At 70.3% G+C, this 16697-nt stretch carries 8 protein-coding genes and 24 pseudogenes; 8 read left to right on the forward strand and 24 right to left on the reverse strand.

Translation table 11 applies throughout. The features are described 5' to 3' along the window. Positions 1–48: 48 nt before the first annotated feature. From UK94_RS01145 to UK94_RS01160, 3 genes are all read left to right on the forward strand, one after another. Positions 49–785 (forward strand): ferredoxin reductase (locus UK94_RS01145; RefSeq protein WP_235486043.1); only part of this gene is annotated, 737 nt, incomplete at its 3' end. A gap of 432 nt (positions 786–1217) precedes the next feature. Continuing rightward, entirely contained in the window at positions 1218–2063 is an 846-nt protein-coding gene (locus tag UK94_RS01150) for a polysaccharide deacetylase family protein (RefSeq protein WP_063822654.1), read from the forward strand. 915 nt (positions 2064–2978) lie between these two features. After that, on the forward strand, positions 2979–3617 hold the full coding sequence (locus UK94_RS01160; protein ID WP_231861166.1) for a CoA pyrophosphatase: 639 nt from the start codon (positions 2979–2981) through the stop codon (positions 3615–3617). A 55-nt stretch (positions 3618–3672) separates the two neighbouring features. On the opposite strand, the pseudogene UK94_RS36195 reads toward UK94_RS01160, so the two are convergent. The 8 genes and pseudogenes from UK94_RS36195 to UK94_RS01175 all read right to left on the reverse strand — a co-directional run. After that, positions 3673–3856, reverse strand: a pseudogene (locus UK94_RS36195) (biotin-dependent carboxyltransferase family protein); the annotation flags it as partial. 1 nt (position 3857) lies between these two features. Beyond that, positions 3858–4195 (reverse strand): annotated as a pseudogene (locus UK94_RS36200) (allophanate hydrolase subunit 2 family protein); the annotation flags it as partial. A 6-nt stretch (positions 4196–4201) separates the two neighbouring features. Beyond that, positions 4202–4487, reverse strand: a pseudogene (locus tag UK94_RS36205) (allophanate hydrolase subunit 2 family protein); the annotation flags it as partial. A 1-nt stretch (position 4488) separates the two neighbouring features. Continuing rightward, a pseudogene (locus tag UK94_RS72525) lies at positions 4489–4539 on the reverse strand (hypothetical protein); the annotation flags it as partial. A gap of 35 nt (positions 4540–4574) precedes the next feature. Then, positions 4575–5192, reverse strand: coding sequence for an allophanate hydrolase subunit 1 (locus UK94_RS72530; RefSeq protein WP_268761161.1), 618 nt, complete (start codon positions 5190–5192; stop codon positions 4575–4577). Position 5193: 1 nt separating this feature from the next. After that, positions 5194–5274 (reverse strand): annotated as a pseudogene (locus tag UK94_RS36215) (allophanate hydrolase subunit 1); the annotation flags it as partial. 1 nt (position 5275) lies between these two features. Continuing rightward, a pseudogene (locus tag UK94_RS36220) lies at positions 5276–5435 on the reverse strand (hypothetical protein); the annotation flags it as partial. Continuing rightward, positions 5392–6288, reverse strand: a complete 897-nt coding sequence (locus UK94_RS01175; RefSeq protein ID WP_231861163.1) for a 5-oxoprolinase subunit PxpA — start codon at positions 6286–6288, stop codon at positions 5392–5394. The pseudogene UK94_RS36220 and the gene UK94_RS01175, both read right to left, overlap by 44 nt. 562 nt (positions 6289–6850) lie before the next feature. Between UK94_RS01175 and UK94_RS36225 the strand changes: the two genes are divergently transcribed. The 3 genes and pseudogenes from UK94_RS36225 to UK94_RS36235 all read left to right on the forward strand — a co-directional run. Further along, a partial coding sequence (locus UK94_RS36225; protein WP_235486174.1) for a DUF222 domain-containing protein occupies positions 6851–7506 on the forward strand: 656 nt, incomplete at its 3' end. Between the two features lie 67 nt (positions 7507–7573). Further along, positions 7574–7778, forward strand: a pseudogene (locus tag UK94_RS36230) (hypothetical protein); the annotation flags it as partial. Between the two features lies 1 nt (position 7779). Next, positions 7780–8224 (forward strand): annotated as a pseudogene (locus tag UK94_RS36235) (hypothetical protein); the annotation flags it as partial. 68 nt (positions 8225–8292) lie between these two features. Here the strand turns inward: UK94_RS36235 and UK94_RS36240 are convergent. The 8 pseudogenes from UK94_RS36240 to UK94_RS36275 all read right to left on the reverse strand — a co-directional run. Continuing rightward, positions 8293–8493, reverse strand: a pseudogene (locus tag UK94_RS36240) (hypothetical protein); the annotation flags it as partial. A 1-nt stretch (position 8494) separates the two neighbouring features. Continuing rightward, positions 8495–9041 (reverse strand): annotated as a pseudogene (locus UK94_RS36245) (ribonucleoside-triphosphate reductase); the annotation flags it as partial. 1 nt (position 9042) lies between these two features. Continuing rightward, positions 9043–9422, reverse strand: a pseudogene (locus UK94_RS36250) (ribonucleoside-triphosphate reductase); the annotation flags it as partial. A gap of 1 nt (position 9423) precedes the next feature. Further along, a pseudogene (locus tag UK94_RS36255) lies at positions 9424–9477 on the reverse strand (hypothetical protein); the annotation flags it as partial. A 1-nt stretch (position 9478) separates the two neighbouring features. Continuing rightward, a pseudogene (locus UK94_RS36260) lies at positions 9479–9876 on the reverse strand (ribonucleoside-triphosphate reductase); the annotation flags it as partial. 1 nt (position 9877) lies between these two features. Next, a pseudogene (locus UK94_RS36265) lies at positions 9878–10090 on the reverse strand (hypothetical protein); the annotation flags it as partial. Positions 10091–10096: 6 nt separating this feature from the next. After that, positions 10097–10257, reverse strand: a pseudogene (locus UK94_RS36270) (hypothetical protein); the annotation flags it as partial. 1 nt (position 10258) lies between these two features. Beyond that, positions 10259–10517: pseudogene (locus tag UK94_RS36275) on the reverse strand (ribonucleoside-triphosphate reductase); the annotation flags it as partial. 401 nt (positions 10518–10918) lie between these two features. Between UK94_RS36275 and UK94_RS36280 the strand changes: the two are divergent. Continuing rightward, positions 10919–11266 (forward strand): thioredoxin domain-containing protein (locus UK94_RS36280; RefSeq protein ID WP_235486050.1); only part of this gene is annotated, 348 nt, incomplete at its 3' end. Between the two features lies 1 nt (position 11267). Beyond that, positions 11268–11455, forward strand: a pseudogene (locus tag UK94_RS36285) (disulfide bond formation protein DsbA); the annotation flags it as partial. Here the strand turns inward: UK94_RS36285 and nhaA are convergent. From nhaA to UK94_RS75670, 8 genes and pseudogenes are all read right to left on the reverse strand, one after another. Further along, the coding region (nhaA, locus tag UK94_RS01195) for a Na+/H+ antiporter NhaA (protein ID WP_235486052.1) at positions 11414–12624 on the reverse strand (1211 nt) is incomplete at its 5' end. The pseudogene UK94_RS36285 and the gene nhaA sit on opposite strands and share 42 nt — an antisense overlap. 1 nt (position 12625) lies before the next feature. Continuing rightward, positions 12626–12805 (reverse strand): annotated as a pseudogene (locus UK94_RS36290) (Na+/H+ antiporter NhaA); the annotation flags it as partial. Between the two features lie 256 nt (positions 12806–13061). Then, positions 13062–13315: pseudogene (locus UK94_RS36295) on the reverse strand (prephenate dehydratase); the annotation flags it as partial. A 1-nt stretch (position 13316) separates the two neighbouring features. Then, positions 13317–13928: pseudogene (locus UK94_RS01200) on the reverse strand (prephenate dehydratase domain-containing protein); the annotation flags it as partial. A gap of 55 nt (positions 13929–13983) precedes the next feature. Beyond that, a pseudogene (locus tag UK94_RS36300) lies at positions 13984–14642 on the reverse strand (acetate--CoA ligase family protein); the annotation flags it as partial. Position 14643: 1 nt separating this feature from the next. Next, positions 14644–15367 (reverse strand): annotated as a pseudogene (locus UK94_RS36305) (GNAT family N-acetyltransferase); the annotation flags it as partial. Between the two features lies 1 nt (position 15368). Next, a pseudogene (locus tag UK94_RS36310) lies at positions 15369–16276 on the reverse strand (CoA-binding protein); the annotation flags it as partial. A gap of 1 nt (position 16277) precedes the next feature. Then, positions 16278–16687, reverse strand: a pseudogene (locus tag UK94_RS75670) (GNAT family N-acetyltransferase); the annotation flags it as partial. Between the last annotated feature and the right edge of the window lie 10 nt (positions 16688–16697).

Genomic DNA, 16697 nt, shown 5'->3' on the forward strand with positions numbered 1-16697 from the left:
AACCGGAGCCGGGCAGGTCAGAAGGGTCAGAAGGGTCGGGATGCGGAGATGACAGTGCCGCCGCGGGAGTCGGCGGCCCGGTCGACGGCGGCCGGCCGGATACCCTGGCGCGTCGCCCGTCTGGCCGAGATACGCGACGAAACGCCGAGCGCGCGGACTCTCGTGCTCGAGGTGCCGCAGTGGCCGGGGCATCTCGCCGGTCAACGGGTTGATCTGCGCCTCACCGCCGAGGACGGCTACACCGCGCGCCGCAGCTACTCGCTGGCGGCTCCCACCGACGGTTCGCGCGTGGTCCTCACGGTGCAGCGGGTCGCGGATGGCGAGGTCTCGCCATACCTCACTCAGGTCTTCGCCGTCGGTGACCCGGTGGAGATCCGCGGCCCGGTCGGCGGCTGGTTCGTCTGGCGTCCGCAGGACCGAGATCCGGTGCTCCTCGTCGCCGGCGGCTCGGGCATCGTTCCTCTGATGGCCATGGTGCGGGCTCGGGCCGTCGCAGCGAGCCGGGCACCGTTCCGGCTGGCGTACTCGGTCCGCACACCGGGCGACGCCTACTACACCGAGGAGCTGCGCCACCGCGCTCGAGCCGACCCGGGCTTCGACCTCACGCGGGTCTACACGAGGGCGACGCCGCCGGGCTGGCCCAGCCCGCCGCATCGCCTCGGTCTCGCCGAGCTGTCCGCGGTCGCGTGGCCCGCCGCGTTCGCGCCGACGTGCTACGTCTGCGGGCCGAACGGCTTCGTCGAGTCCGTCGCGGACACGCTCGTCGCGCTCGGCCATGACCCCGGNCGGCTCAGGACCGAACGTTTCGGGCCGAGCGGGCGCTGAGACANCCGTCAACAGACACGGGTGCGGTGCGGGTGTGTCCGCGCGCAGCACATTCATGACCCTGCGCGCCGGTATTCGAGAAAGCTGTCGGATATCTGCCTGATTGTGGGGTCGTTCTTGCTTTCGGTGCGCAAAGCCGTCGTATGGTCTACCGGCATCCACTTGGCCTCGTCGGGGATGGCCGGTTGGCGGCGTCGGCAGCTCCGGCCTGCGCCAGTGCCCCCGCCGGGCGGATGCGTGGGCACCGGGGCAGATCGGGGGAGCGGTGACATGAGCGGCAGGGCCAGGTGCGGTGGCGGGACACCGGATGAGTAGCGGCGACGATCTTACCGGGTCGTCGGTGGGGTCCGGATCACCTGAGGGGTCCGGGTCGGCTGACGGCGAGNGGCCGGATGGGAGTCGACCGCTCGGCGCCGCAGGTCTCCCGCCGACGACTGTTCGCCTGGTCGGCTTCGAGCGCGGCGGGCATTGTGCTGCTTACCGCGGCCGAGCCGGCGCAGGCGATCGGGGAGGCATCCCGGGCGGGCCACAATGCCGTCCGCTCCGCAGGCCAGCAGACCGCCGCCCGCTCCGGCGCCGCACGCGGATCGGGGGTGGCTGCGAGCACGGGGGTCACCACGACGACGGTGGCGGCTCCCAAGGCACCCGCCTACCGCATCCACGACCTGCGGCCCGATGCGCCGAGGGACTCGGTCGCGTTGACGATCGACGATGGTCCGCATCCGGTGTGGACTCCTCGGATCCTCGATGTCCTGCGCGTCAACCGGGTCTCGGCCACCTTCTCGGTGGTGGGCGCGCAGGCGGTGGCAAACCCGGAGCTGGTGCGTCGCATCGTTGCGGAAGGCCATTCGCTGTGTAACCACACGATGACCCATCCGCAGCCGTTCGGTGCCCGTACACCGGAGCAGATCCGTGCCGAGATGACCCGTGCCCAGTCGGCGGTAGTGGACGCGGGTGCCGAGCCACCGCGACTGTTCCGCGCGCCGGGTGGAGACTGGTCTCCGGCCGTCCTTGCGGCTGCGGCCGGTCTGGGCATGACCTCCCTGGGCTGGGATGTGGATCCCCGGGACTGGGCGCGTCCGGGAACCGCGTCCATCCGGCAGTCCCTGGGCGGCGCCCGTCCCGGCGACATCCTGCTCTGCCATGACGGCGGCGGAAACCGGGCGCAGACCGTGGCGGCCCTGCAACGGGTCCTGCCCCTGCTGCGGGCGAGGGGGCTCTCCTTCGTCCCGCTCTGACCGGTCGTCGGCCGTCCCCCGCCCGGTCGGCTAGTGCTCCGCAGGGCCCTGACCAGGTGGTTCGCTGACCATCTCGCGGGGCACCCTCCCTGCTGTAGGCCGAGGAGAGGGAGCAACCGATGGCTGACGTCGTCAACGCGGACGCCCGCGGACTGGGCGCCTGGCACATCCCCCGTAGCCGTGGCGCTGTCTCTGGCCTGCTGCTGATGCTCCTGGGTATCTGGGGGGCGCTCATTCCCTTTGTCGGCCCCTACTTCGATTTCGCGTTCACCCCGGACGACCCCTGGACCTGGACCTCCGCGCGGTTCTGNCTCGAGGTCCTGCCGGGCATCGCGGCATTCGTCGGTGGTCTGCTGCTGCTGGCGAGTACCAACAGGGGAACCGCTGCGCTGGGGGCCTGGTTGGNGATCGCCGCCGGGGCCTGGTTCATCATCGGTCCCACCCTCGCCGGACCGTGGCATCTCGGTTCGATCGGGGCGCCTCTCGGCGGGTCCGCGCGTCAGGCCGTCGAGTGGATCAGCTTCTTCTACGGTCTGGGCGCCGTGGTCCTCTTCCTGGGCTCGACGGCATGGGGCAGGTTGAGTGTCCGCGGAGTTCGTGATGTCGCCGCGGCCCGCCGGCGCCGCGAGCGCGCCACCCTGCGCTCGCGTGGCGCCCGTGAGGAGACGCTGGCGCCACCCGTGTCCGAGCCGCAGGTGTACCCGAGTGACCGTCCGTCAGCTCCCGCGACCGGGGAGGGCACACCGGCCGGAGTCGACTCGGCGGGGTCGGCCCAGCCTGCGGACGGACGCACTGCCCTGGGACGCCATCGACGTCGCAGCCACAGCTGAGGCGAGCGGAACGCGGCGGCGCTTGCGCCGCCGCGTGAGGGTCGTCCGGCGCCACGTCGGCGCGCGTGCTGGTATGCATGTCAGGGTGACCTCTGACGGCAAGGTGACTCCCGAGGACATGGTCGACCTGCGAACCAGGGTGACGGCGGCCGTGGCCGGCTTCCCTCGGCAGGAACTGCCTGCCGAGGGGCGTCGTCTCGCCGCCGTGGCGGTGGCTCTCGGTGAGGACGCGCAGGGCCGGCCCAGTTTTCTGCTCACCCGCCGGGCCGCCCGTTTGCGGACGCACGCGGGGCAGTGGGCGTTGCCGGGCGGTCGGGCGGAGCCTGGCGAGGACGCCGCGACCGCCGCGCGCCGCGAGCTTGCCGAGGAGGTCGGAATCGAGCTGTCGGCGGAGGAGGTCCTCGGCAGCCTCGACGACTACGCGACCCGATCCGGTTTCGTGATGACCCCGGTGGTGCTCTGGGCGGGTTCGAGGCTGCAGAGCACCAGTCCGGAGGCTCGAGAGGTCGCCTCGGTCCACGTCGTACCGCTCGACGAGCTGGGCGCGCCGCCACGCTTTCTCGCCATTCCCGAGTCCGACCGGCCCGTCATCCAGCTTCCGTTGCTCGGCAGCCTCATCCACGCCCCGACGGGCGCCATCCTCCACCAGTTCGCCGAGCTCGTGCTGCACGGCCGGCACACCCGCGTCGCCGAGTTCGAACAGCCCGTCTTCGCCTGGCGATGACCTTCCGGTGAGCCTCCGGTCCGGACGACGCACATCGGCGGGAGGGTCGACTCGGTCATCGGTCCGGCAGGCCGTTCACGGCCCTGCGGGCGGGTCGGAATCGAAGTCGCTGACCGGGCCGGCACTGCGCGGCCAAGGGAAGATCCTCGACCGCGACGACGCCCAGGACGGGATAGCCGCCCGTGACGGGATGATCGGCGAGAAAGATCACCGGTTGGCCGCTCGGGGGGATCTGGATGNCGCCGGCGACGACCGCCTCGGAGGGCAGCTCGGCGGTGATGTGCCGACGCATCGCGGGACCGCGTAGTCGGACACCGACGCGATCACTGTCGGTCGTGACCTCGTAGGTCTTCGCCCACAACGCCAGAATCGCGTCCGTGGCAAACCAGTCTGCACGCGGACCGGCCAGCACATGAAGCTCGGGCTCGTCGGCATAGCGGGCATGGGGCGCGAGATCGACCGTCGGTGGATCGGACCTCTCCCGGCCGAGTGCAAGGCGTGCACCGGCCACCAGCGGTTCGGGTCCGATGCCGGCGAGGGTGTCTCGGGACCTGGAGCCCAGCACGGCCGGTACGTCCNCCCCNCCGCGGATTCCCAGATACGTACGCACGCCCCGGGTGGGGGCGCCGACCCGAAGCAGCGCGCCCGCCTGCACGTCAACCGGCGCGTACATCCCGATCTCACGGCCCGAGAGCTCGAGCGGGCAGGGCGCGCCGGTGAGGGCGATCAGTCCGGGGTGGGTGAATCGGACGATCAGGCCGCCATAGGTGATTTCGATGGCTGCCGCGCTGGTCAGGTTGCCCACCAGCCGGTTCGCCAGGAGCAGGCTGGGACGATCGACGGCGCCGGATCGGGTGATTCCCAGGTGCGNGAGTCCGGGGCGGCCAAGATCCTGCACGGTGGCAAGCGGGCCCGAGGCCACAATCGCGATCTCGCNGGACGGTTCCGCTGGTCCCGTCACGCCCACACCGCCCGGGCGGCGCCCACCGCGACGAAGCGCACCAGAGTGCCTGGCGCGAGCAGCGCGGGCGGATCGTGCGTGAGGTCGAAGACGGCCAGATCGGTCTGGCCGATCAGATGCCATCCACCGGGCGAGGCACGGGGGTACACGCCGGAGAACTCGTCGGCGATCGCCACGGCACCTGCCGGCACCCGCGTGCGCGGGCTGTCCCGGCGGGGTACCCGCAGGGCAGGATCCAGACCGGCGATGTACGCGAAACCCGGCGCGAAACCGCAGAACGCCACCCTGTGCCGCCCGCGCAGGTGCCGTTCGACGATCTGCGCCGGTGTCAGCCCTGTGAGCCGCGCGACGTCGACCAGGTCGGGACCGTCGTAACGCACGGGAATGGTCACGGTTGCCGGTGAGTCCTTCGCCTTCGTGCCGATCGGATCGGCACCGGCGGGGCAGCGAGGGTCGCTACCGGGTACCACCGCGTGTGAAGCGGCGGCCGTGTGACCGGGTGTGTCGGGACCGGGCGTGTCGGAACGGGGTGTGTCGGAACGGGGCGTGTCGAGACCGGGCGCACCGTCGGACTGCTGCTCCCGGTCGAGCGGCGCGGCTGACATCCCGTGCAGNAGGGCCCGGAGTCGGGCTGGTCCGGTGGCCGCCGGGTCGAAGGCGATGAGGACGGTACGCGCTGCCGGCACCATGTCGATGNCCCCCGGCGGGGGATCCCGCCGTAGCCGTCCGTAGAGGGCCTCGGCCTCCCGCAGGTTCGCAACCTCGACGAGCAGTGCTTCGTCCCCGCAGGGCAGGATGCGCATCACGGTCCCTTCAGCAGAACGGCGACAGCGCGACACCGGCGTGGCGCAGAGCATCGCGCAGCCGCCTGACCACCTCCACGGCGCCCGGGGTGTCGCCGTGGACGCAGAGGGATCGGGCGAGTATCCGTACCGGTGTGCCCTGTTCGCTGAGCACAGTTCCCTCGGTGGCCATCCGTACGCCTCGCGCCACCACGGCGTCCGGATCGTGCAGCACGGCGCCAGGGCTACGGCGGGAGACGAGCGTGCCCGCCGGGGTGTAGGCGCGATCGGCAAACGCCTCGCCGACTGTCACCAGGCCGGCAGCGGCGGCCTGCCGCAACCAGACCGAGCCGGGTAGGCCGAGTACCGGCAGCGCCGTGTCATACCCGCGGACCGCGTCGACCACCGCCTGCGCCTGGTCCTCGTCGGCGACGATCGTGTTGTAGAGCGCCCCGTGCGGCTTGACGTAGCGCACTCGATCACCGGCGGCCCGGGCGAAGGCGTCGAGCGCGCCGAGCTGGTAGGTGACATCGTCACGGAGGTCGGCCGGATCCATGTCGATGCGTCGCCGGCCGAATCCGGCGAGGTCGCGATAGCCGACCTGAGCACCGATACGTACCCCCAGCCGGACAGCATGATCGCAGGTGCGTCGCATGGTCGCCGGATCCCCGGCGTGGAAGCCGCATGCCACGTTGGCGCTTGTCACCAGGCCCAGCAGCGCCTCGTCGTCGGTGAGGCGCCAGATCCCGAAGCCCTCACCGAGGTCGGCGTTGAGGTCCAGGACGCGCCCCTCGGAACCAGGTGCTGGCCGGCCGCCGGACGGCATCTCGGTGGCCGGCGCCGTCGCGGCGCCCGCCACACCGACGGCGAGCGGCGTCCGGTCCCGTGGGCCTTCCTCGCGTTGGTGGACAGCTCCTACGTCGGCCATGCCCTCGATTGTTCACCATGCCGGCCTGTGGTCCCGCGCTGATCAGCGGTCCTGGACGGAAGCTCGGATCCGGTGGCCGGCCCCCGCAGCAGAGGCTCGGAACAACCGGAGGACAGCGGGACACCGCCCCGATGCGGCGTACGGACAAAGGACGGCTTCCTTTGTCCGCCCTTGAATCTCGCGGCGCTCGGNGGAAGAAGACGGGAGATTCGTTGCACCGCGCGAGCCGTCNGATCGGTAGCAGCCGAGGGGATATCTGGATCTCCCCTTTTCTCTTTGTTGCAGGTCAGCCATCACAGTCACGATNCCTCGTCCTGCCTCTCGCGCGGGAGTCGGGTCCGATCGAATCATGGTGGTGGTCAGTACCGCCATGATCTGGCGCTCTTCTTGGAAAGTTTGACGACCGGAACGCCAAATTGCTGACACGCGATCGACGCGGGTATGTACGTGAATTACAGTCGGCCACATGACGTTGATCGCCGACTCGTTTGTATCGCCGCTCGGCCTCGTCGCCGGGATGGCTGCCGTCCACACCTCTGTCGACGGCGTTCTGGACGCGCCGATGTGGCCGTTGTCTGACGCGGAGCTGGCGCTTGCCGTGGATGAGAGCGCCGCCGCGCTCTCCCGGTTGGCCGCCCTGCGCCTCCAGCTCGTCCGGGAGGTACAGGGACGGGGCATGGCTCTGCGGGTCGGAGCGGAGAGCACACAGGAGTGGCTGCGGGAGCGGTTGCGGGTCCGTCCGATCGACGCGCGCCACCTGCTCGAACTCGCTGCCGCCCTGGACGGTCCGTTGACAGCGACGGGCTCTGCGTTGGCAGAGGGCAGAATCACCGTCGAGCAGGCCCTGGTGATATTCCGAGTGACGCGCTCGATGCCGGCTCTGACGACCGCCGACGTCGTCGCGGATGCGGAGTCCTGCCTGATCGAACAGGCGGCGATGTTCGATCCCGCCGAGCTGACCAGAATCGGTCAGCGCATTCACCAGCGGGTCTCACAGTCCCCCGCCGGATCGAAGGAGGCCGATCCACCTGGGGCGGATCCACCTGGGGCTGATCCCCCCAAGGTCGATCCTCCCGAGGCGGAGGGTCCCACGTCCACGACCGGCCGCGGCTCTGATGGGGCTGCCTCGGGTGCCTCTTCCCCGCCCGCCGGAAGCCACGGCAACGCGCCCGAGGCCGATGACGCCCGAGAGGACGGTGACGCCCGGAAGAACGGTGANGCCTCCGAGACCGACGGTTGTGCCGATGGCGACGTGGTGAACGGCGACGTGGTGAACGAGGACGTGATGGTGGGCCCGGCCCATCGGAGTGCCTCGGACGGCGTGGCCGAAGACGGCGTGTCGCCGGTCCGGGACAGTGACCACGGTCGGTCCGCGACCGGCATCACGACAACGGCCCCGCCGGAGCACACACGCGCCCGCCGCGGCTTGTGGCTGACGGATCTACCCGAGGGCATGACCCGGCTCGACGGCGAGCTCGACGCCCAGTCCGNCGCCACGCTCCGTTCGGCGTTGGAGCAGCTCACTGGAGCGGACACGGCCGCGGACGACCGCGCTGCCGCACCTCGACGGGTCGATGCCCTGCTTGAGATCGTCCGGCGTGCGCAGATGACCGCGATGTTGACAGTGACCGGAGGGGCGACCGTCGACCTGGCCGATGCCGTCTCGTGGGCCGTTCTGAGGGCGGGCGGGAACCTGCCGTCGGACTCGGGAACCGACGGTCATCCGATACCGGTCGTGCCGCCGAAGCTGGCCATGGTGTTTCGGAGCGGGCAGGTCGGGCCGCAGCTGACCGCCGTCCACCCCGATGTCGAGAAGTGGCGCCGCAGCGCCCGTCGGCAGCTTCGCCGTGCAACGGGCACAGGTGACAGACTGTGTGCCGCGCCGGGATGCGACGGCTCGGCCAGATGGTGCGACGGGCATCTGCTGCGGGCCTGACGCCACGTCCGAGCATCGTGGACTACCCCGACAGCTGGCCCAGGTACTCGTCTGAAGGGCCCGCCGGNGCGACCGGGAGGGTGACACCGGAAATTGGTTGGCCGACCTTGGCGGAGTCCCGGTACACGGCCAATGCCTTCAGCCCCCTGCGCCATCCGGCGTACAACAGGGCAGCGACGTCGTCGACCGTGGCCGACGCCTGGAGGTTGACCGTCTTCGAGATACCCCCGGACAGGAACGGCTGTACGGCGGCCATCATCCGGACGTGGNCCATCGGATCGATGGCACGTGGACCGAGGGCGCAGTCGAAGACCGCCTGATGTTCCGGGCGCAGCCCGGGCGCATCCACGGCATGACCGTGCGCCGCGATGAAGCTCACGATACGGGCCACTGCGGCCCGCGGATACCCAAGGGCGTGCAGTGCCGTCGGCACCGTCGTGTTCACGAGCCGCATCGCCGAGCCCGTTGCGCTTTTCCTGACCTTGACGAGCGCGAGATCGGGTTCGATGCCCATGGTGGCGCAGTCCATCGCGAGGCCGGTCGTGCCGGTGGGTGCGATCAGCGTCAGATGGGCGTTGCGCCAGCCGTGTCGCTCGCCGAGCAGTAGGGCTCGTTCCCACTCCAGACCCGCCCGGGGGAGGACCTGTTCGTGGATGCTCTTCTCCATCGATCGCCGGGCCGCCGGCGGGTGACGGATAGCGGCGTGCGCGGCGGAATGGCGGGCTACCACCCGGCGGTGGGCGGCAGCGTTCGCGGTGAAACCGGGATAGGGCCCGAGTACCGCGGCGATCTCCGCTGAGCGTCGGTACGCCGTCGCNGACATCAGCGAGGTGATCGCGGCGGCGGTGGCCCGACCCTCCTCGCTGTCGTACGCCTGACCGGTGGCCATGAGCAGCGCACCGAGGTTCGCGTGGCCGACACCGAGCTGACGAAAGGAACGGGTGGCATCTCCGATCTGCCGGGACGGCACCTCGGCGAAGCACAGCGAGATGTCCATGGCGAGCACCACCAGTTCGACGGCGGCGGCAAAACTCGTCGCGTCGAAGCGGCGATCCCTGCCCAGGAACCGCAGTAGGTTCAGCGATCCCAGGGTGCACGAGGAATTGTCCAGATGCATGTACTCGCTGCAGGAGTTGCTGGCACTGATCCGGCCACTCGCGGGACAGGTGTGCCAGCTGTTGATCGTGTCGTCGAAGTGNAGCCCCGGATCGGCGCACTCCCAGGCGGCCTGCGCAATCATGCGGAAGATCTTGNGGGCGGGGACGGTTCTGACGGTCTGGCCGTCGCCTCGGGCGCGCAGCTCGATGCTCTGGTCCGCTGCAACGGCGCGCATGAAGGCGTCGCTGACCCGCACCGCGTTGTTGGCGTTCTGGAACTGGACGGAATCGATGTCCCGGCCGCCGACGTCCATGTCGAATCCGGCGTCGTGCAGGGCGCGGATCTTCCGCTCCTCGCGTGCCTTGCACTCGATGAAGTCGGCGATGTCGGGATGATCCACGTCGAGAATGACGATCTTCGTGGCTGGCCGAGGGGCTCCGCCCGTGCGGATGCTCCCCGCCGATGCATCAGCCCCGCGCATGATGCTCACCGGACCCGGCGCGGGCCGCCCCGAGGGCAGCAGTTCGGCCGTGGAGCGCATCCGGGAGAGGTTCNCCCCCGAGCCGGCACCGCCCCGGAAGAGCAACGCCTCGTCGCGGTACCAGTCCAGGACGGAGTCAAGACTGTCGTCGGCGGCGAGGATGAAGCACGAGGCGACCTGCTGGGGCAGGTCGGTGCCCACGTTGAACCACACCGGGCTGTTGAAGCTGAATGCCTGGTGGAGCAGCAGCCAGATCAGCTCGTGTTCGAAAATCTCCGCGTCGTCGTNGGACNCGAAGTATCCGTGCTCACGGCCGGCGTGCACGTAGGGGCGTACCACCCTCTCGATGAGCTGCCGTAGGGACCACTCTCGTTCCCTGTGGCCGAGTGCGCCGTGGAAGTACCTGCTGGCAACGATGGTCGCCGCCGCGGACGACCAGAACGAGGGAAACTCANCCCCGCGCTGCCGGAAGTTGGCCGAACCGTCTCGCCAGTTGGTCGTGACGACGTCCCGCCGATCCCACCGGACCTCGTCGAAGGGATGAACGCCGGGTTTCGTGTGGATGCGGTTGATGCGCAACCCGGCTGCGGCGTGCGGCTTCCTGTCGACCGGCGACCCGGGGTCACCGGCACCGTGCTTTTCGGGGTCAGCGACCAGATCGAGGGTCGGGCGGGGCTGTGGATCGGCGTGGAGTCCGGCCGGCGTGTCGAGCATGGTGCTCCTCGCGTCTGATGGGCACGCTGGTGCGAGTCGGTTCGTCTCACCNGCGAGCCGCGCCTGTGGACGGCGGNCTCGACGACGCCAGGCAACGGGGCGATGGTCACATACACCGCAGCGGGTCGAGCAGGGGCCCGCGAATGAATGTGACCCGCGACACAAAACTCGGTGTCCGGTTCCTGGCTCGGCATCGCCTTCCGCCAGGCCGCGGGGATAATCGCACCATGGAGGACGCGCCGACGTCGGTGGGAACTTGGTCCGGATCGGGGAGCCCGTCGCGGTCGTCCGAGCGCACCGAGCCCACGGGTACAGCCGAATCCTGCTCGCTGGGCGAGGCCGGGAGGTGGAGCCGGTTGCGGTCGCCGGCCGGCCGGGACGGGCGCCGAGCGACGGCCGCGGTGCCGATCGATCCGTTCCGGCACTCCCGAGGGCCTGCGGACGCTCCCATCGTGGTCGTGGAGTACGCCGACTTCCAGTGTCCCTACTGCGCTCGGGCGGCGCCCGTCCTGCACGAGTTCGCCGAGACCTCGGAAGGCCAGGTTCGGCTCGTCTTTCGACACTTCCCCGTCTTCGACATCCATCCCTACGCCCTCACCGCGGCGCTTGCCGCGGAGGCCGCCGGCCTGCAGCATCGGTTCTGGGAGATGCACGACCTGCTCTTCGCCCGCCAGGATCGACTGGCCGACAAGTTTCTGCACAGCTACGCTGTGTCACTTGGCATTGACGCCGACCGGGTCGTCGGGGATNCCGCGCAGCCCTACGGGGATGCCGTGGAGGCCGACTACGCACGCGGGATCGAGCAGGGCGTGCGTGGCACGCCGACGATCTTCATCAACGGCGAGCCCTATCGGGGGCGCACGGAGATCGCCCCGCTGCGCAAGGCGGCGAGTCTCTCACTTCGCCGGCACCGGCGCGCGCCATGGTCGCGGGGGTAGACGGGGCACGGGTTCGTCGGTCATCGGTGAGCACAGCGGCATCCGCTCGCCGAGCACCCGAAGGATGACGGTTCCGGCGAGGGCGGCCACGAGTGAACCGGCGAGAATTCCGATCTTGGCTTGTTCCTGCAGGGCCTCGTCGGTGAAGGCCAGTTCCGTGATGAACAGCGAGATGGTGAAGCCGATGCCTGCCAGAGTGGCCGCGCCGAGCAGGTGCCCGTATCGCACTCGACCGGGCAGCTGACCAAGACCGGTCCGGATCGCCGCCACGCCCGCCACCGAGATCCCGCAGGCATTGCCGGCGATCAGAGCGGCCGCCACCCCCAGCGTCACCGATGATGTCGCGGCCGTCCGCAGGGCCGAGCCGTCCAGGTGAACGCCCGCATTCGCCAGTCCGAACACGGGAACGACGACAAACGCGCTGATGGGGTGGAGCACGCGCTGCAGGCGGTCGTTGGCCGGCACCGTCGCCTTCGCCGCCGCCACCGCGAGGCCGACTCGGGTGGCGTTGGAGTCCTCCTGCAGTGCCCGGACGTAGACGGGTACCTCCTCGACCTGGTCGGGGCGGGGCGGGACGGCGGGAACGAGAAGGCCCACGAGAACGCCCGCCAGCGTCGCGTGCACGCCGGAGACGTGGATCGCACCCCAGAGCACCAGCGAGGCGAGGATGTACGGGGGAAGCTGCCAGACTCGCAGCCAGCGCAACCCGAGGATCGCCAGCACCGTCGCTCCCGCGACGGCAAGACCGACAGGGTTCAGGTGATCCGTGTAGAAGATTCCTACCACGGTGATCGCGCCGATGTCGTCGACGATCGCGAGGGTGAGCAGGAACAGTCGAAGCCGATCCGGACAACGGGGGCCGAACAGGGCGAGGATTCCGATCACGAACGCCGTGTCGGTGGACATCGGGATGCCCCACCCGTTCGATTCCGGCCCCGATCGGTTGACGACGAAGTAGATCGCTGCCGGTAGGATCAGCCCACCGATCGCGCCGAGAGCGGGCACGGCGATCGTGCGCCGGTCGCGCAGCTCGCCCGTCGTGAACTCGCGGCTGATCTCCAGGCCCACGACGGCGAAGAAGATCGCCATGGCGCCGTCGTTCACCCAGTGATGCAGCGTCATGTCGAATCCGGCGCTCCCGAGGCGAAGCTCCGCCGTGGTGCTCCAGANCCTGTCGTAGCTGCCCGACCATGGCGAGTTTGCCCAGAGGAGGGCGGCGACCGCGGCGAGGAGGAGGAGCACGGCGCCGCCGGCTTCGGTCGCGAGGAACTCCCGCACCGACGGGGCGACCTGCGGTAGCCGCACCCGAAGCCCTGGGCCTGGCCGCGGCGGCGCGGTCACCGTGCGCATCCCCTGTCCGGCCGACCGCTCCGCGAGCGTTGTCGATCTTCGGTTGGAGCCCGCACGTCGTCGTGGCCGCCCGAGCGATGATCAGGGCATGGATGCCCGCTGCCGCCCGCCTGTGCGTTGACCGTCGCGCGCCCCATTCCGGTGAGCCTGCCAGCTTGCCGCTGGGTAGACCAGGTGGTCGGCCGAGTGGGTGAAATGCCTCTCTTCCGGTACCCCGGGGCCGCCCCGCCCGTCGAAGCAGGTGACGTCGTCGGGATCAGAGCCCGGTGCGTGCGCCGATACGTTCGCGTTCCCGATACCGGCTCGCGCGGTAGACCCCGAGGATGCGGTGGTCCGCGTAGAACGACAGTTCCTCGAACGCGCTGGCGACGGTGGAGTCCTCGGGACTGCCTTCGATGTCGGCGAGGAACTGGGTGGCCACAAACTCACCACCCACCATGTAGCTTTCCAGCTTCGTCATGTTGACGCCGTTCGTGGCGAACCCACCGAGTGCCTTGTACAGGGCGGCCGNCCGATTGTGGACCTTGAAGACGAACGTGGTCACAATCGGCCCGATCCCGGCTGCGGCGCGCAGGTTCTCGCTGGAGAGGATGAGGAAGCGCGTCGTGTTGTGCTCCTCGTCCTCAAGATCCGCACGGAGGATCTGCAGCCCGTACGCCTCGGCTGCCAGCCGGGAGGCGATCGCCGCCCGGGAGGGATCGCCCGCTTCGCTGATCTCCCGCGCGGAGCCCGCGGTGTCGGCGGCGGCGACGGCGACAAGTCCCAGCTCGCGCAGCGCCACGCGACACTGGGCGAGTGCCTGCGGATGGCTGTGCACCGTCTTCACGTCGTCGAGGGACGCGCCGGGTATCCCGAGCAGCTGGTGGCGGACGGGAAGAAAGTACTCGCCGATGATGTGCACCGCCGGCCTGGGCAGCAGGTGATGGATGTCGGCGACTCGACCCGCGGTGGAGTTCTCGACCGGAATCATCGCAAGGTCCACCGCACCGTCCTCCAGCGCGCCGAAGCACTCGTCGAAGGTCTGGTACGGGACCGCGTCGTAGTCGGGATAGACATCCCGGCAGGCGATGTGCGAGTTGGCTCCCCGCTCGCCCTGGAACGCGATCCTCTGTCGTGCGGTCATGCGTAGACCGTACCGGTCGGTCAGGTCGGGACGGCGAGCGCGCGCAGGAGCGTGNGTGACTCCGTCTCGGGCGGTAGCAGGCGGATCCCCGCGTGGAGCAGCACCACGCCGCGACGCCCGACGAGGACCGGATCGAGCAGGATCTCGCCGATGGCGGGAAGCTCCTCCGCGAGCCGGGCCACCCGGTGCAGGAGATCTGCCAGCGCATCGGTATCGGCGGCGGGCGCGCCGGACCCCCCGACCAGCAGCACGCTGCCCCGGATCTCATGGATCAGGTCCTCGGCGTCCCGGTCCGTCAGGGGCAGGGTGCGAGCCAGTGGATCGACGAGCAGGTCCGCGACGGCGCCGCCCAGCCGGAGTGAGAGCAGCGGGCCGACAGTCGGGTCCTGACGCAACCGGACGACGGTGGACACCCCGGCCGGCGCCATCGGCTGCACGAGCATGTCGCCGGGGCCGACCGCGGCGCGCACGGCCCGCCAGGCACCCCCGAGTTCATCCGGATCACCCAGTCCGAGTTGGACTGCTCCGACGTCGAGCCTGCTACGGAAGCGCTCGTCGGAGATCTTGAGGGCCACCGGCCAGCCGAGTGCCTCGGCCGCCGCCCGCGCCTGCGCCTCGTCGGCGACGCGAATACTGGGCCATGCTCGCAGCCCGACCCCGGCCAGCAGGGTGGCCACGGCCGGTTCCGGCAGCCAGGTGCCGTTCTTCGGATGGNGTTCGACTTCCGCGCGGGCGCCGTCCAGGTCGATGCGGTCCAGTGCGGGCACCCGGCCGTGATCCCGCGCGCGCCAGGCAGCGTGGTCGGCGGCGCGTGAGAGCGCCAGTGCGGCCGATTCCGGTGAGGAGTAGGACGGCACCGATCCTCGGCCGGCGGAGCCGCTCGGGTCCGCTACCGCGAGCGCGGCGGGGATGCCGTCCTGACCGAGATAGGAGGCAAGCACCGGCAGACCGCTGTCGGCCGCAACCTCCCGCACCGCGGCTCCGAGCCGGTCGACCTGGGCGTGTGGAGTCACCAGCGCGATGATCGCGTCGACGTCGCCCGAGGCCGCGACCAGCCGCAACGCGGCGTCGAACCGCTCGGGATCGGCCAGCGGACCGAGGTCGACCGGATTGGTGGCGTACCGGTGGCCGACGAGAGCGGCGAGTTCGGACCAGGTCTCCTCGGACAGCGCGGGGACCTCGAGTCCATAGGTACGGCAGGCGTCCGTGGCAAGCGCCGCGAGCGCGCTGCTTGTTCCCACGATGCCGACCCGTCGTCCGGCGGGCAGGGGCTGATGGGCCAGCAGCTGCACGGCGTCGAAGAGCTGGTTCAGGGTGTCCGCGCGAACCACTCCGGCGCTGGTGAAAAGCGCGTTCACCCCGGTGTCCGCGGACTCCTGGCCGCTCTTCAACGCCACGACGGGCTTGTGTCGACCGAGCTGGCGAGCAATCCGCGCGAANCGCCTCGGATTGCCGAAGCTCTGCAGGTGCAGCATGATCACGTCGGTTCGCGGATCTGACTGCCAGTACTCCAGAAAGTCGTTCGTCGAGACGTCGGATCGGTCTCCGGCGGAGACGAAGGTGGAAAATCCGACCGCACGGCGGGCGGCGTCGGTGAGGAAGGTGCCAGCCAGGGCGCCGGACTGGGTGAACACGCCGACCCGTCCGGCCGGGGGTTCCCCGACGGCGAAGGTGGCATGCAGCCGGGTGGTCGGCGCGGTGTTGATGACCCCCATCGCGTTCGGGCCGATCAGGCGCATGCCGCCGTCGCGGGCGATGCGGATGGCGTCCGCGAGCAGGGCCCGGCCCTCGTCCCCGCCGTCCGCGAAGCCGGCCGACACGACGATGACACCGCGGACCCGCTTCTGCGCACAGGTGCGCAGAACCTCGGTCACCCGCTGCGCCGGCACCGCCACGACGGCCAGGTCGATCTCGGCGGGCACTGCGTGCAGATCCTGGTAGGCGTAGACCGAGGCGACATGGGTTGCCGCGGCGTTGACCGGATAGACCGCTCCGGTGAAGCCGCTGCGGAGCAGGCGGCGGAAGACCTCGTGACCGACTGCTCCAGGCTGGCGACTTGCCCCGATGACGGCAACCGCACGAGGGTGCAGCAGCCGGTCGATGCTTCGGGAACCGTCCGGATGGTCCAGACCTCCGCCGACCCGCCCCCGGCGCGACCGGGTACTGCTCCCGGGGCCGTCACCGGTTTCCACCGGGTAGCTCACGCGGATCTGGGTGTCGTCCATGGGCGTGAGGTCGAACCCGACCGATCGCAGAACCTCCAGGACCCGTCGACTACTCGCCGGCACATCCGCGACAAGCCGACGCACACCGGCCTCACCAGCGGTGTCGATGAGGATGTCGATGAGNAGTGTGCCGAGCCCTCGTCCCTGATGAGGGCTCTCGACGAGAATCCCGAACCGGGCGTCGCCCTCGTCGCCGATCGTGCTGTACTCGACCAACCCGACGATCTGGTCGCCGACGAGGGCGCCGAGCACCGCGGATGCCCGGCTGCCGGGCGAGACGACTCGCCCGGCCAGCAGCGCGGGATCCCCCGCGGCGCCGGCGAGATCCGGGTCGTGGGGATTGGCCTCGCTCAGGCGCAGATGGAAGGCACTCAGCCGGCCGACGTCATCGGGGCCCAGCGGTCGCACCGCGACCGACCCGCCGTCGGCGAGCACAACGTCCTCGACCCGGCGTGTCTGCTCCGCGTTCGCTGCCCGGGAAGCTGCCACCTTGCGTCCTCCCGAGGCTCGAATCCGCTCGTCGCCGCCGCCCACGTCCGGCCGT

This window comes from Frankia sp. AvcI1 (genome assembly GCF_001420875.1).
In the GTDB taxonomy this organism is placed as follows: domain Bacteria; phylum Actinomycetota; class Actinomycetes; order Frankiales; family Frankiaceae; genus Frankia; species Frankia alni.